Annotated in this window: 16 protein-coding genes; 2 read left to right on the top strand and 14 right to left on the bottom strand. The window is 41.1% G+C overall.

Features of this window, described 5'->3' with window-relative positions; translation table 11 throughout:
* Nucleotides 1-528 precede the first annotated feature (528 nt).
* From pdaA to ACTWP7_RS01225, 7 genes are all read right to left on the bottom strand, one after another.
* The gene (gene pdaA, locus ACTWP7_RS01255; RefSeq protein WP_443121699.1) at nucleotides 529-1,308 is read right to left on the bottom strand and encodes a delta-lactam-biosynthetic de-N-acetylase; all 780 of its coding nucleotides are present in this window, start codon (nucleotides 1,306-1,308) and stop codon (nucleotides 529-531) included.
* 88 nt (nucleotides 1,309-1,396) lie between these two features.
* Nucleotides 1,397-2,701, bottom strand: a complete 1,305-nt coding sequence (locus ACTWP7_RS01250) for a Na+/H+ antiporter family protein (protein WP_443121698.1) — start codon at nucleotides 2,699-2,701, stop codon at nucleotides 1,397-1,399.
* A gap of 295 nt (nucleotides 2,702-2,996) precedes the next feature.
* Complete coding sequence (locus ACTWP7_RS01245) at nucleotides 2,997-3,149, bottom strand: SE1561 family protein (protein ID WP_443121697.1); 153 nt, start codon at nucleotides 3,147-3,149, stop codon at nucleotides 2,997-2,999.
* Between the two features lie 152 nt (nucleotides 3,150-3,301).
* Nucleotides 3,302-4,657: an ATP-binding protein gene (locus tag ACTWP7_RS01240; RefSeq protein ID WP_443121696.1), complete on the bottom strand. Its 1,356-nt coding sequence runs from the start codon at nucleotides 4,655-4,657 to the stop codon at nucleotides 3,302-3,304.
* Entirely contained in the window at nucleotides 4,645-5,364 is a 720-nt protein-coding gene (locus ACTWP7_RS01235; protein ID WP_443121695.1) for a response regulator transcription factor, read from the bottom strand. Before ACTWP7_RS01235 ends, ACTWP7_RS01240 begins: the two co-directional genes overlap by 13 nt.
* Nucleotides 5,365-5,402: 38 nt before the next feature.
* Complete coding sequence (locus tag ACTWP7_RS01230; protein WP_443121694.1) at nucleotides 5,403-6,350, bottom strand: ABC transporter permease; 948 nt, start codon at nucleotides 6,348-6,350, stop codon at nucleotides 5,403-5,405.
* Entirely contained in the window at nucleotides 6,350-7,267 is a 918-nt protein-coding gene (locus ACTWP7_RS01225) for an ABC transporter ATP-binding protein (protein WP_443121693.1), read from the bottom strand. The genes ACTWP7_RS01230 and ACTWP7_RS01225 overlap by 1 nt, the downstream gene beginning before the upstream one ends.
* Before the next feature lie 363 nt (nucleotides 7,268-7,630).
* Between ACTWP7_RS01225 and ACTWP7_RS01220 the strand changes: the two genes are divergently transcribed.
* Entirely contained in the window at nucleotides 7,631-8,494 is an 864-nt protein-coding gene (locus tag ACTWP7_RS01220; protein WP_443121692.1) for a mechanosensitive ion channel family protein, read from the top strand.
* A gap of 5 nt (nucleotides 8,495-8,499) precedes the next feature.
* Here ACTWP7_RS01220 and ACTWP7_RS01215 read toward each other — a convergent pair whose 3' ends face one another.
* The 3 genes from ACTWP7_RS01215 to ACTWP7_RS01205 all read right to left on the bottom strand — a co-directional run bounded on the left by ACTWP7_RS01215 (nucleotide 8,500) and on the right by ACTWP7_RS01205 (nucleotide 10,495).
* Nucleotides 8,500-9,297, bottom strand: coding sequence for a YfkD family protein (locus ACTWP7_RS01215; protein ID WP_443121691.1), 798 nt, complete (start codon nucleotides 9,295-9,297; stop codon nucleotides 8,500-8,502).
* Nucleotides 9,298-9,360: 63 nt separating this feature from the next.
* Entirely contained in the window at nucleotides 9,361-9,972 is a 612-nt protein-coding gene (locus tag ACTWP7_RS01210; RefSeq protein WP_443121690.1) for a YczE/YyaS/YitT family protein, read from the bottom strand.
* A 133-nt stretch (nucleotides 9,973-10,105) separates the two neighbouring features.
* Nucleotides 10,106-10,495, bottom strand: a complete 390-nt coding sequence (locus ACTWP7_RS01205; RefSeq protein WP_014642123.1) for an OsmC family protein — start codon at nucleotides 10,493-10,495, stop codon at nucleotides 10,106-10,108.
* 152 nt (nucleotides 10,496-10,647) lie between these two features.
* Between ACTWP7_RS01205 and ACTWP7_RS01200 the strand changes: the two genes are divergently transcribed.
* Nucleotides 10,648-11,820, top strand: a complete 1,173-nt coding sequence (locus ACTWP7_RS01200) for an MFS transporter (RefSeq protein WP_443121689.1) — start codon at nucleotides 10,648-10,650, stop codon at nucleotides 11,818-11,820.
* A gap of 13 nt (nucleotides 11,821-11,833) precedes the next feature.
* Here ACTWP7_RS01200 and ACTWP7_RS01195 read toward each other — a convergent pair whose 3' ends face one another.
* The 4 genes from ACTWP7_RS01195 to ACTWP7_RS01180 form a co-directional block, all read right to left on the bottom strand.
* The gene (locus ACTWP7_RS01195) at nucleotides 11,834-12,886 is read right to left on the bottom strand and encodes a metal ABC transporter solute-binding protein, Zn/Mn family (RefSeq protein WP_443121688.1); all 1,053 of its coding nucleotides are present in this window, start codon (nucleotides 12,884-12,886) and stop codon (nucleotides 11,834-11,836) included.
* 122 nt (nucleotides 12,887-13,008) lie between these two features.
* Nucleotides 13,009-13,419 carry a Fur family transcriptional regulator gene (locus ACTWP7_RS01190; protein WP_014642120.1) on the bottom strand — a complete coding sequence of 137 codons (411 nt, stop codon included), beginning with the start codon at nucleotides 13,417-13,419 and terminating at the stop codon, nucleotides 13,009-13,011.
* Nucleotides 13,419-14,273 carry a metal ABC transporter permease gene (locus tag ACTWP7_RS01185; RefSeq protein WP_443121687.1) on the bottom strand — a complete coding sequence of 285 codons (855 nt, stop codon included), beginning with the start codon at nucleotides 14,271-14,273 and terminating at the stop codon, nucleotides 13,419-13,421. The genes ACTWP7_RS01190 and ACTWP7_RS01185 overlap by 1 nt, the downstream gene beginning before the upstream one ends.
* On the bottom strand, nucleotides 14,270-15,052 hold the full coding sequence (locus ACTWP7_RS01180; protein WP_443121686.1) for a metal ABC transporter ATP-binding protein: 783 nt from the start codon (nucleotides 15,050-15,052) through the stop codon (nucleotides 14,270-14,272). The genes ACTWP7_RS01185 and ACTWP7_RS01180 overlap by 4 nt, the downstream gene beginning before the upstream one ends.
* Nucleotides 15,053-15,271: the final 219 nt, after the last annotated feature.

Below are 15,271 nucleotides of genomic sequence, written 5' to 3'. Positions count from 1 at the left end.
GGTCCTGCGGGGGACGATTTCGCTTTCCGGCCCTGCACGACGCAGGGTCGTTCGACGTTGCCACAGGAGTCTTCATCATCCCCCTCCGGACCTTGCCAAATCAGAAGCTCGAAACCCTTCAAACATCACCTGCGTAATGAGGAATGAGACCATGTGGTTTTCTCCTTATTCTCAGGATGTAAAGACCCGCAATAACCTGCCATAAAACCATTTAATCCAGACTAATCAGGAGGGTTTTTCTCTTCTAGAAGGGTCCGTTCACACAATTAAAGTTGGGTTGGTGGGGAAATGAGGAGACTCCCGCGGGAGAAGGATCTAGGCGAGACCCCACAAGGAGTGAAACGACCGCGGAGGCTTGCCAGTTCCCCCGCAGGAAAGCGAGTTATATTCCAACCAGCCCTCCTCCCCATAGAATAATGGACCCAAATTATCTCGAAACTGAGTCTTACAGAAAAGGGAACTTATCTTTAATATCGTCAAAAAGATATAAATAAAACCTCTACACGCGGTGCGTGTAGAGGCTGTTTGTTACAGGCTCCAAATTGGAAAAGGAAGCAGTTTTTTTACCATTAAATCGTTAAGGCTGCCGAAATGGTAGCCGCGTTTTCTGAGTTCATCAATTAATTGCTCCAGAGCTTCCGCATTATCCTGCGAGACTGTATGCAAAAGAATGACAGCCCCAGGATGGATTTGGTCGAGGACACTATGATAAGCATACTCCCAACCTTTTTGGTTATTTGTTTCCCAGTCCTTAAAAGCAAGAGACCAGAACGCATGGGTATATCCGAATTCTTTGGCCCACTTTAAAGTTTGTTCATTAAACGTGCCCCGAGGTGGACGGACAAATGTCATGGTCTCCTGATCTGTTAGTTTTTTCACTTCCTGATTCACTTTGTCCAGTTCCTGTTTCATTTGTTCCTTAGAAACTTTCGTGAAATCAGGGTGGCTCCAAGAATGGTTACCGATTAAATGGCCTTCATTAGCCATGCGTTTTAACAAATCAGGAGCACTTTGAATGTAATGCCCGGTCACAAAAAAAGTAGCAGGCACTTCTTTTTCCTTTAAAATATCTAATACTTTCCCTGTATATCCCTGCTCGTATCCATTGTCAAAGGTTAAGTAAATAACAGGAGCTCCAGAAGGATCGACATAGAATCCATCCTCTTTTTCCAGCATAGGCCCATAACGGCCTACATCCGGTGCTTCTCCATTATCGCTTTTTTTGTACCCCCAGCCTTCTGCCTGTATCGATAACGGCTGAAGAAGAAACGTAAAGGCTACAAGTAAAGACAGCATATATTTCCACATGACTACCACTCACTTTTTGCTTAGTATGCGTGAGTCAGCAGCTAAATATAAAGAAAGACAGGTGGGAATATTACCCACTCGTCTTTTTTTAAAGAATTAGTGCAGCAGCCCATCCGAAGATAAATAACGGGATATTATAATGGAGAAAAGTAGGTACACATGTATCCCAAATGTGGTTATGTCTGCCGTCCGCATTCAAACCGGAAGTAGGTCCAAGCGTACTGTCTGACGCTGGCGAGCCTGCATCGCCCAGTGCGCCTGCCGTTCCAATCAGAGCTGCTGTAGCCATCGGTGAAAAACCGGCGCTGACGCATATAGGAACGAAGAGAGCTGCTAAAATTGGAACCGTCGCAAAGGAAGATCCAATTCCCATGGTGACAATCAGTCCTACAAGCAATAAGATAAAAGCAATAAAGGCTTGATTATTTCCAATATAGTCAGAGCTGATTTCTACTAACGCACTAACCGATTCGGTTTGGGTTAATACATTAGCATAGCCTGACGCTACAAGCATAACAAAGGCAATAAATCCCATCATGCCGATTCCGTCGTTAACCACTTTGTCGCCTTTAGTGAAAGGAACGACACGAAAAATGAACATAACGATAATTCCAGCTAGAGCAGCAAAGACCAGGTTCTGCCATAACGCCTGAATAATTAAAGTAACCAGGATAGCCAGAAGCGTCCACAAATGCTTAAGCTCGAAACTCTGACTTAAAACAGGTTCTTCTATAGCATCTTCGGCTTCATTAAGCACAGGGGCTTCTCGCTTCTTTCGATACGTAATTAATACAGCTATAAACAAACCAACGATCATTCCTGACCCTGGAATAATAAGCGACTGAGCAATGGAACCAATGCCTAGACTTATTCCATTCGTGTTCATAGCCTCCTGGATGGTCTCATGGAAAAGCAAACCGAAGCCTGCTGGAATCATAACGTAAGGAGCTTTCAAGCCAAACGTTAGCGCTGCAGCAACAGCACGACGATCCAGTTTCATTTCATCGAACAACTTTAACAACGGTGGTATTAATATAGGTATAAAAGCAATATGAACCGGGATGGCGTTTTGTGATAAACTCGCAACGAAAGCAATAACGAACACAATCATCGTACGTCTGCTCTTTAATGCACGAAGTAAATAATTGACCAATAAGGCCGTAATTCCAGAATAACTTATAGCGACAGCAAAAGCGCCAAGCAATATATAACTTAAAGCAACATTTGCCTGGCCGCCCATTCCGTTCACTAGCAATTCCAGGGACCTCGTAAGTGACTCCCCATTCATTAAACCAGCGGTTAGTCCGGCGGCAATAATTGCGATGATGACATTAATTCGTAATAGACTTAAAATCGTCATTACGAGGACAGATACAATGACTGCCCAGGCCATAATCCATTCTCCTCTCTACTTCTATCTTTTATTTATTAGCGATTTACCATGATAAAGTACAATATTAAAAAAATCAACCCTCTTATTCGAGAGTCAACCTAGAAAAAATTCACATAAATAATAATAGCCGCTATAGCTATGCTTGAGCCCATAAGAATCTTCCTTTGCGAATGTTGAATGGAACGTCCTGACCATTTACGGAAAAGAGCCATAATAAGGGTCAGCATAAACAAAAAGCCGAGCACAGGGGAAATATAAAAAATCAGAAGATCCAGTTCATTCCCCTCCTTTTTTATTATTTGTTCATTTTATTCTCTAATTCTTCAAGCATAGAAATTAAATGATCAATATCTTCTACAGAAGTGTCCTCAGGCTCCAATTCTTCTATTCGAATCATGAATTCAGATAATCGTGTTTTTAAATCATCGATTTTCTCTTGCTGGGTCATATTAACGAACTCCTTTTTGTACTTTTTCAGCCATGCTTATCATAGTACAAGCATAGCTTGATGTCTATCATGAACTTACTGGAAGATAAACGCTCTAATCTTACAGCTTATAACCTGCCTTCTCACTACCTAAACTGAAAAGAATGAATTTCTTATACTAATTCTTTTTTTAAAAATGGAATGGTGAAAGTGATCGTGCTTCCATTTTTAAGTTCACTATCAGCCCGTAGGGCCCCTCCATGTTGTTCTATTATGGATTTTACAATGGCGAGCCCTAGCCCCGTTCCTCCCGATTCTCTTGATCGTGACTTTTCCGCTCTGTAAAAACGTGAAAAAATCTTAGTAAGCTCCTCTTTTTCCATCCCTTCCCCATTATCTTTAACGGATATAGTTAAATTAGATTCATCATGGTCGATTGAAATGGCCACTACAATCGAATCAGCTCCATATCGAACAGCATTTTCTGTTAGATTATTCATTACTTGAGTTATTCTAACAGGGTCAAGCGATAAGGTTACGGAGGGAATCTGCCGAGGGACATCGATACACACATTTTTGCTTTTACCGTCTTCTACTACATCGTCTAATAAAGATTGAAAGAAAACACGGCTGTCCACAAACTGCTGATCCAAAGGCAGCTGTCGAAGATCTAATTTAGAAAATTGAAAGAGGTCTTCTATTAGATGGTCCAGCTGATCGGTTTTTTGCCTGATCACCCGAAAATACTTTTTCTGCATTTCATCCGTTTGAGCTACTCCGTCCTGCAGTCCCTCTACATACCCTTTAATTGAAGAGAGTGGAGTACGAAGATCATGTGAGATATTGGCAATTAGTTGTTTGCGGTCTTCTTTAAATTGTTCCTCTTTTTCCTGTGATTGTTTTAGGTGTATTCTCATCGTATTAAAGCCACGGATAAACTTGCCTATCTCATCCTTTTTTCGATACTGAATGGGATAATCTAAATTACCTTCTTTAACTTCCTCCGTTGCTGCATAAATTTCTTTCAAAGGACTAAGAATTGTACGCGAGATATACCAGGTCCAGCCGATTATAAGCAAGATGAGTGCGATTAATCCGCCTCCAACACTAATGAGGATACTTCTTAAAATTGTATCGGTAAATGGCAGTTGACTGGATAATTTGACAAATAAGATGCGGCCGTCCTCAGCCTGAACATGAAAAAGAGTGGAACTATCTACGATAGCTTCATTATGAGGCGCAGTTTCGTGGTCCTTGTATGAGGTGAACACGGTTTCTCCTTCAGCATCCTTAATGTTAATTTCTGCTGCGTATTGATTCACAAGCGCGTTGAGTTCAACATCGGAAACAGAAGTGTGGGTTAATTGTCTTTTAAGTGTGGATTCTAATTCATTCATCGAATCTCGGTAAGAACGTTCTTTTTCTTCTAATTCTGAAGATTGGAGTTGAAGAAGAGAACCTGTCACCCCAATAGGGAGGAGAATAAGGGAAAGAAACGCTAAGATCAAACGCACTTTCAATCGTCCCATGATGATTCAACTCCTCCCTCGAATTTATAACCTACTCCCCACACAGTCCTAAGATAGACAGGATTAGAAGGTTCTTTTTCAATTTTTTCCCGAAGTTTGCGCATATACACCATTAAAGTATTGAAATCACCCATATGGTCATAGCCCCAAATCTTATCAAAAAGCTGCTCCTTCGTGAAGACTTGTCCTTCATGACTAGCCAGCAGATGCAGGATCTGAAATTCCCTTGCTGATAACTCAATCGGGTGGTCGTTTATTCGAACCTTGTACTCACTAGCGTCGATGGTTAAATCCCCAAACGTTAAAATATCCTGTTGGAGTGAGCCATCGTGTGAAAAGTGTCTATAGCGCCTGAGTTGTGCTTTAATCCGTGCTACTAACTCACTTGGACTGAAAGGTTTCGTAATATAATCATCAGCACCAATGCCCAGTCCGATAATTTTGTCGGATTCACTTTTTTTAGCTGTCATCATAATAATCGGGATCATCGATCGGGAGCGGATCAACCTGCATAATTCCATTCCATCAACTTTTGGAAGCATTAGATCCAGTACAGTAAGGGTAGGATTTTCATGCTGAAATAAGTCCCACCCTTCCTGACCATCCTTTGCATGTATCACTTCGTATCCTTCCATCATTAAATAGTCTCTAACTAAGTCCGCAATTTCAAACTCATCTTCGACCACAAGAATTCGTTCATTTTCCACCTTAATCCCCCCATCCCTTCTACAACTTTAGTTAGCCATTATACGGCAACGTCTCTTTGTTTGAAAATCACCCAGGAGGATATGAAAAAAACAAAGAAATAGATGAGGAGCACAGCAATGGAGAAGGTCATCGTCATCCCTTCTACAACCGGTGTTCCATCGACATACTGCATGAGATTTGTATTAGCGAAAAGTACAAATCTCACCCAGTCATACTGGCTGAGCAGCTGGACAATCTGAGGACCTGTAAACATAAGAAATATGGAAAACCCAATCGCTAATGAACTACTTCTAAAAATGGTAGAAATCATAAAGGCCACCGTAGCCATCATAATAATTTCTATACTTCGAAAACCAATCAAACTGATAATGTGCCCCACCATATGCTGCTCCACAACCTGACCACCGGTATAAGTCAAATAGGGAAGATCTGATGCTGCGTTACCGAAAAATGCAAGACCAATTATATAAGAAAACCCAAATAATAAAACAAGCATGAAAAGAGCAAACATCATCGTTGTAATAAACTTAGCCAGCAAGATTTTTCCTCGACGCACAGGACGGATCAAAAGCAGCTTAATTGTTCCTGTAGAAAATTCACTGGCTACAATCCCTGCTCCGATAACAATCGTGAATAGAGTGGCAATTGCTGTGAAATTAGTTGCGTCTATCATAAATCCCCACAAAGAGTCGGCAGAAACAGGCGGGAGATCATTGTCTAAACGATATTGCTGAATGGCAATTTCTTTCCCCATGGCTTCTCGACCTGCTTCAATATCAGGACCATTTTCCATACCTTCTTCCATCTGTGCAATTCTCGCTTCTGCTTGATTTCTCCAATTGGACTGGTCTCCATTATCCAGCACATACTTCTGTAACATCGCAAAACCAAGGAGCAAAGTGATAAGAATCCCAACCATAATCCAGGTTCCTGTTTTTTTATAAATTTTAATGTGCTCATTCTGTAGTATTTTTAGAAAATGCATTATGATTCCTCCCTGGTTAATTCTAGGAATGTATCTTCCAAGGTTTGTACATTAGAATAGATTTGATAAAGCTTGATTTGGTTTGATATCAGTAACTCAGCTACTTCAGGAATCTCTTCTTCTTCTGAAACAGTCAATTCTATCCAGGAACCCTTCTTCTTTGGATACCATGAACGGTCATTTAATAGTTGGAAAGCTTCCCCAATAGGAGAGGCCTTCAGTTCAACCGTGAGATCTATATCTTTACTTACAAGATCCTGGATTTTTTCTACACGAATCAACCGCCCGTGTTGTATAATTCCAATTCGGTCACACATAAGTTGCATTTCGGACAGTAAGTGGCTCGAAACAAAAACTGCCAGGTTCTCTTCATGAGCGATCCTTCGGATATACTGACGTATTTCCCGTATACCTGCAGGATCAAGACCGTTCGTAGGCTCATCTAGGATCAGCAATGATGGCGAATGAAGAAGAGCCTGAGCAATCCCCAGCCTTTGTCTCATCCCTAAAGAATATCCTTTTACTTTCTCGTGGATCCTCTTTTCAAGCCCTACAAGTTTAATGATTTCCTCTAGACGCTTCTTCGGTATGTCCTTCGGGGTAAGGCGAGCATAATGCTTCAAATTTTCAAGTCCGGTAAGATATGAATACATTTCAGGGTTTTCAATTATGCCGCCTACGTGGGCGATAGCCTTTTCAAAATCACGCTGAATGTGATGGCCTTGAATATAGATCTCTCCTTCAGACATCTTCATGAGACCTACAAGCATTCGAATCATCGTGGTCTTACCGGCTCCATTGGGTCCAAGGAAACCAAATACTTCTCCTGGATAAATATCGAGTGATATCCCGTGAATAATGGGTGTTTTTCCTATACTTTTCTTAACATTTATAACTTGAGCAATGGGCTGGAGCATTTTTGTTCCTCCTCTTACGTTTCTTGATCATATTATCCCTCAAAAAACTTAAAAGACGTTTATAAAGATCTTAAAAATAACTTAAAAATACCATATAAACAATTAGAAGAAACTGTCACCTCAGGTCATCCATATTATGGATGACCTGAAGTGACAGTTTTTACAAAATAGATGATCTTTTATTACATTGGATAATGAGGTAAATACTCGCTTCTGTTTGTGGGGATTTTTACTATTTAAGATTATGCTTAAGAGATCATAACGAAGAAAATGAAAGTTAAGGCAAGCATAGCTCTATGTCCATCGTGGACATACTGGTAGATAAACATGCTATAATACTTGCCTAAGAGGAGGTCAGATTCTATGGGGTTAGATTATATAGATTTAAGTAAATGGGCAGAAGATCCCAGTCCGGCAGTTGTCATTATAAGCAGCGCCATCCTGCTTTTCTTAGCTGTTATTATTATCCGAAAAATAATTCAATCATTCTTCAAACGAACCTCCTTTATCGAGGAGCGAAAAGAGCAGACATTAGAATCCATGTTCAACTCCATCATAAGCTATGCTGCTGTGATTGGATTTATCTTTATTGTACTCGATCAATTCATTCCTATTGGAAGACTACTGGCCGGGGCTGGCGTCATCGGTATTATTGTTGGTTTTGGTGCGCAAAATCTGATTAAAGATTTCTTCGCCGGTTTGTTTCTCCTTTATGAGAAACAACTGCATAAAGGTGACTTTATTACTTTGAATAATACCTTTCATGGAACGGTAGAGGAAATCGGCCTCCGGTTTTTAAAAATCCGGCAATGGAGCGGCCGTCTGCTCACCATAAGCAATGGACAGATTACAACAATTGAGAATTATAACTTTGAGCATATGCGTGTAATTGAAAAAATCACAACGAACTTCAAAGAAGATCCAAAACGCATGTTTGAGGTTTTAGAGGAAGCCTGTGTGCGGATGAATGAAGAATTAGCTGTCTATGTGAAAAAGGATTTAGCAGACAAACCGATTGAGCCTTTCCAAGTCTATGGTATGACTTCATTGAACGATCACCATCGAGGTTATGAATATACAGTGACTGGACTGGTCTATGACCTTGTTTACTGGACAGCTGCAAAAGAAACCCGGCGGATTCTCGCTGAAACCATGCATAAACATAAGGTAGCTATGGCTGAGCAGCGCATTGAAATGAGGACTTATTCCTCCGAAACGGAAGAATAAGTCTTCTACTCTGCAATCAATCGAAAGCTTATGTGATTCTCTACGGGGATCCAGGCTCCGATTTCCTGCTTGGTTACGTTTTTTACAATAACCTTTTTGTCGCTTCCCTTTAGCTGAATGTAAACATCCCCAAAAGCTGCTTCTCCTGTTTCCTTAAGAGCGGGAGCATATGCCTGCAGAACACCTTTATAATCAACAGCTATGTCGTAAGCCTTACTATGAGTCGTTCCCCTGCCGATCACCGTTTGATAAGCAAGCGGAAGTTCTGTGTTTTTTTGCGCTTCAAGCAAAATCATTTCCCTCAATTGATCACTATGGCTGGTTTGAGTAGTCAGGCCACCCTGAACCTGCTTCTCTACGATTTGCTCATAACTTAATTTTTCAGTCTGAGGGCCACTTACATTATTAAGTTCATTCTCATTAATTTTTTGATATTTCCAGTTCACCGTTGTTTCTTTAGAGTGATAAGCAAGCGGCCAGCGGCCAAGGAAGATTTCCCCTCTATATCCTATCGCAAAAGGGGAAGGAGTGATCGACGTTTCATTGAACATTTCGATTAGTGTCGGGTTGGTAATTTTCACATTTGTATCTTTGAGAAGCTCGTGAGTTCTGCTTTCTTTTTTCAATTTCCTATCTTCGCCATTCTTATTTGTGTACGTATTATTTTCAGAAATGTTGACCACATGACCGGGCACGCGGGTATCGTTTCTGTCTTCCTGCTTCGCTTCAACTGCGATTCCTGATAAACAAGCCCCCATCAGCCAAACCACTGCAGCAGTTAAAAGGATTTTTCTTACCTCCATCTTTCTGACCGCCTTTCGTTTTTCTTAGTCTGCGGAAGATAGAGTCCTCCTATGCTGGAAACCTCAGGAAAGCAATTTATTCATAGCCCATTGAGCTTTTGTATCGAAAAACTGAATGGCCGGGCCGATTCCTATTAAAATAACGAGCGTTCCAAAGCCAATCGGCCCTCCGAGTATCAGAGCTCCTACCAATGCAAATACTTCGGTAAGCGTCTTGGAGAGTGTCAGACTAAAGCCGAATCGTTTTTGCAGAGCCACCATAAACCCATCCACCGGATTTAAAGAGAACTTCGATTGCAAATACAAAGCGACTCCAATTGCAATAGCGACAATACCACTGAGAAGGATAATTAATTGCTCCCAGAACGTAGAGAACGCAACCGTATTCAATGCGCCTAAGAGCCAAAAATCGATAACTTTCCCCAAAATTAATATAGTAATGACCGCCAGTACATCAGGGCGCTCTTTTGCGATGAGAGCGTTACTGACAATTAACAATGCGCCGATGATAATGACCCAGTTTCCGACTGTAAGTCCAAAAGACTCTGTTAAACCAACGTTTAGCGCATCCCACGCTCCTGCTCCTAAATCAGCTTTAATCGTTAAGGATATACCAAAGGCAATTATAACAATTCCAACTAAATAGAATATTGCTTTTAACAGCATGCTTTTCATAAGCTACTCTCCCTTTTTTCTATAAATAATGTATTACACTGGGATTTATTTTTTATGAGTGTAAGGTGGTTTAAAAAACTTTCCACAAAAAAAGAGCGCTTACCCTTCATTAGGATAAGGCTCTTTAATATTACTAGCTTAGTTCGATGCACTCAAGTGTTTCTTCTACTTCAATACTGTTTTGAACTGATTGTACCATCGAGCAATTATTTCTTGATATATCAAGATTTTTCAACAATTTATCCTGGTTAAGACGATAGCCTTTCACAGCATAATGGAGATGGATTTTTTCAATTCGATTCGCCATCTCCGAGTTACGTGTAACATCTGCTGTAACTTTGATGTCTTCAAACTCAATCCGCTGTTTGTCTAGTATTTTACGGAAGACTCCGATGCTGCAACCGGCAATGGAAGCTACCATTAATTGATAAGGCCGAAAACCGAATGCTTCGTCTCCTGAAATATTTAATTGTCCATAATCAAATGATGTACGTACCCCGTTCTCTTTTAAATAAAAATCCATGTTCTCCACTCCTTTCGAATTTTTCAAGCCATTACTTATATAGTAACCGTTTTAACCCTTGTCATAACCTTCTAAGTAAAAAGACTTGCCCTATTTATTGAGATTCCTTTACGATAATGAAGGTATCATATATTTGGAGAGGAGGGAATTCTTTGGTCTCCACTCGTACAAGATTTTGGATTTTAATTGGACTGGTTACGATATCCGGATTTTCACAAGGCATGCTTCTTCCCCTGCTCGCTGTTATTCTTGAACAAAACGGAGTTTCCTCTTCGATCAATGGCCTGCATGCAACTGGGCTGTACATCGGGATTCTCATATCCTCTCCCTTTATGGAAAAACCGCTTCAGAAGCTTGGCTACAAGCCCGTGATTATGATTGGAGGAGCTCTTGTATTCATCTCCCTGGCTCTTTTCCCATTCTGGCAGGCTTTGTGGTTCTGGTTTATATTAAGAGTTGCAATTGGGATCGGTGATCAGGTACTTCATTTCGGAACACAGACTTGGATTACCGCTACGTCTGCCTCGCATTCACGAGGCAAAAACATCGCTTATTACGGACTATTTTTCAGTTTAGGATTTACCATTGGCCCCTTAATGACCAATTTACTTGAGTTTAGTATCTACTTGCCGTTTCTTTTATCTTCCGTACTCAGTTTAATGGTCTGGCTTATGATGTGGAGAGTTAATAATGAGACTCCTCCAAACGATCAGGCTACCGCTTACGGAACCAGTTCTTACAAGCGGTTCCTCAAGGCAATTAAAATCGGCTGGGTCGCATTTCTTCCACCGATGGCTTATGGATTTCTGGAGGCCACTCTCCACGGTATTTTCCCTGTCTATGGTTTAAGGATCGGACATGATGTGAATGTGCTGTCGTTTATTATTCCATCTTTCGCAGCAGCCAGTTTGTTATCCCAAATCCCCCTGGGAGCACTTAGTGATCGCGTGGGGCGTAAGATTGTTATCCTGACCGTTGTTTCAGGAGGGATCGCCGCCTTTATTCTGGCGGCGATATTTGAGGAATCTACCCTAGGCTTATTCGCTACGTTTGCGATGGGCGGACTGTTTGTCGGCTCTTTATTTTCGTTAGGAATTTCATACATGACCGATTTGCTGCCACGGGAGCTTCTGCCGGCAGGCAATATACTATGCGGGATGGCCTTTAGTATTGGAAGTATCCTTGGTCCATTTCTATCCGGCGCCTTCTTAGATTTTATGCCAGGGCTGTCTTTCTTTTATATTATTGTTGCTCTTTTAGTTATTGTGTTTGCTGCCACCGTATTATCGAGAGATCCTCAGACACAAAAAACTGCGGACGCCTAAGTCCGCAGTTTTTTTATTCAGATAAAGCTTGATTTAATTTCTCCAGGTTCTGCTTCATCAGACTGAAATAATTTTCATCATTCTGAATATCCTCTTCTGTAAGCACTGAAAGATTATGAATGCGCAGAGGTTCAGCTCCAATTTCACTTTGAACAACCTCCGCAACTTTAGGGGTGATGTTCTGTTCAAACAGAACATGGTTTAAATCATGAGCTTCAGCTGTCTCAATAATATTCTCCAATTCCTTTTGGGAAGGCTCATTGGATGGGCTTAAACCGGAAACAGCAATTTGTTCGATTCCGTATGCCTGCTCCCAGTACCCATAGGCTGCGTGAGAAACAATGATTTCATTTTTTGGTTTGTTTTTTAACTGTTCATGAAATTGATGATCTAAGTCCGTAAGCTTCTGTTTTAGTTCTTCAAAATTTTGATTAAATTGCTCCTCTTGCTCGGGCTTTAGCTCTATAAGCATTTCTTTAATATTTTCAGCCAACTGAATCGAACGGATCGGATCCAGCCATACATGAGGATCATTCTCTCCATGATCCTCTCCTTCATGATCACTCTGCTCTTCACCCTCATGAGACGTGCTATCTTCTTCGTCAGCATGATCCTCGCCTTCATCCGCATGCTCATCGCTGTGTCCAGCCTCTGTAGAGTCTTCCTCGTGGGCATGTCCCTGCTCCTCTATCTCTATCCCTTTAGCCGCTTCTAATACTTTAACGTCTTCAGGTTTCAGAGAATCAGAGATTTTTTGAGCATAACCTTCCAGGCCTGCTCCATTATATATAAAGGCATCCGCCTCAGCCATATTCACCATTTCTTTAGTGGTTGGCTCGTAGGTATGCGGATCGGTTCCTGGAGGAAGAATAGTTTCCACTTCAACCGCGTCTCCTGCTATTTGCTCCGTAAAATACTGTAAAGGATATACAGTCGTGTGGATCTGCAAGGCAGACTCTTTGTTTTCTCCAGATGCATCATCTTCCTGACTTGAAGTATCTTCGCTGCATGCCGCCATGGCAAATGTTAAGATCGTTATAGATAATATAATAGCTAGTTTTTTCACCGTTTCCCCTCCTCTTTCCATTCCAACAAAATTATATCGTAATGATTACTCCTTGTAAATAGTAACCATTACTTTTTGAAATCTTTTAAAAGGAAGTCTGCGATGCCTCGCACCGCAGACTCTTAATGGCATTGAGGACATTTACCGTAGATTTCAAACTTATGATTTTCAATGTCATAGCCTTTTAAATTTTCATTAATGCTGTTCATCGGACAGAATTCAATAGACTTCGTTTTTCCGCATGTCGTACATATAAAATGATGGTGATGACCATGGGTCTCACACCCCAGCCGAAAGTGTTTCTCTCCACCAAGCTCTGTCGCCTCCAGAATTTCCTCTTCGGTAAGCAGGTAAAGATTCCGGTAAATTGTATCATAACTGACCCCAGGGAAATCTTCCTGTATAGTTTTTAAGATATCCTTTGCGGCAATATACTGATCCTGCTGGACAAATATCTCGACAATCCGCTCTCTTTGCTTCGTCCGTTTATAACCTTTTTCTTTCAAACGCTGTAAAGCAGTCTCGACATTCATTATACTTCACCCTTTATCCATTGTTGGGTTCTAACCTTTTTGAAAAGAATCGTCATCACAAGAATAATTACGGCAACCATAACAATTGTTCCGCCTGGAGGCACACTCAAGTGATAAGATGAAAACAAACCGATCAATACGGAGGTCTCACCAAATGCAATCGATAATCCAATTGTCTGCTTAAAGCTCCTCGCCAGACGTAATGCAGAGGCCACTGGAAGTGTCATCAGGGCAGAAACGAGCAAGATACCTACCACCTGCATGGAAGCGGCTATAACGAGCGCTACCATAACGATAAATAAAAGATGGATCCAACGGCCGTTCACACCGGAAATCGAGGCCTGCTCTTCATCAAAGGATAATACAAACAATTCTTTATAAAATAGTATAACAATAGCAATAACCATGATGGTAATAATGAGCACGGTCCACATGCTTGTTCGATCAACAGCCGTTACACTTCCAAATAGATAGCTGAACAGATCGGTATTAAATCCGTCTGCGAGTGATATAAGAATAACCCCAAGCCCTATTCCGCCTGAGAGGATGATCGGAATAGCGAGTTCTTCATAATGCTTATAAAGTTTTCGGAGCCTTTCAATTAAAATAGCGCCGCCAACCGAAAAGACCATTCCCATATAGACAGGATTCCAGTCATTAATACCTGTTACCTTCTTCTCGAGCAGAAGGCTTGCTGCGATCCCGGTCAACGTAATATGAGATAAAGCATCGGCAATCAGTGAAAGGCGTCTTACAACAATGAATACTCCGAGAAGAGGGGCTACAATCCCGATCAGTACTCCGGTGATGGCTGCATTCTGGAGAAATTCATACTGAAAAAAACTTTCAATCATGATGGATTCACCTCGTCATGGTCGTGGTTGTGAGTTAGCTGCTGGACAGAATGACCATACAGACGATTAAGATCTTCATCATTGAATTCTTTGTACTCTTCTGTATTTCCGTGGAAATGAACGGTTTTATTCATACATACTACATGGGTGGCGTGCTGTGTAATGGTTCCGATATCGTGCGTTACCATTAGCAGGGTGATCCCCTGTTCTTTATTTAACCGGCCCAGCAGATCATAAAATTCCGTGACGTGCTTAGCGTCCACCCCTACCGTTGGCTCGTCTAAAATAAGGAGAGAAGGATCACTGACAAGAGCACGTGCTATAAACACCCGCTGTTGCTGCCCTCCTGACAATTCCCCAATATTGGAATGAGCATAATCTTCCATTTCAACTGTACGTAAAGCCTTCAACGCTTTATCTTTATGGGTTTTATTAAAAAATTTAAATGTACCAATTCTTGAAACCAGACCTGCTTTTACAACTTCCAGTACTGTAGCTGGAAAACCGGAATTAAAACTATTGGCCTTTTGGGAAACAAAACCAATTTCCTGCCAGTTACTGAAGCTTTTAATTGGTCGATCGTAAAGAGTAATAGAACCCCGGTCTGGTTTCGCAAGTCCCAGCATGAGCTTTATTAACGTTGATTTCCCTGAACCATTAGGACCTACCAGTCCCAGGAACTGTCCCTGTCTAATAGTCAAATTCACATCTTTTACGACCCATTCTCTTTCGTATTTAAAAGAGACCTGATCCATTTCTACAATAGGATGATTATTCATATTAATCCCTCTCAAAAAATACTAATGATTACGATTTAAATTATATAAGAGACGGTGCTGTAAGTAAATGAGAGGGCGAAACCCTTTCCAAACACCTAATTCATAATGGTTACGATTTAAACCGCAATTTTCATCATAAAACAATACAGCTTTTCACGCAACACTTATCTATTAGTAAGCCCAATTATATCAGTGGAGGTGAATAGTGTATAAACTTTC

This window comes from Halobacillus sp. B29 (assembly GCF_052246755.1).
Classification (GTDB): domain Bacteria; phylum Bacillota; class Bacilli; order Bacillales; family Halobacillaceae; genus Halobacillus; species Halobacillus halophilus.
This window is presented reverse-complemented; position numbering and strand designations above follow the sequence as displayed.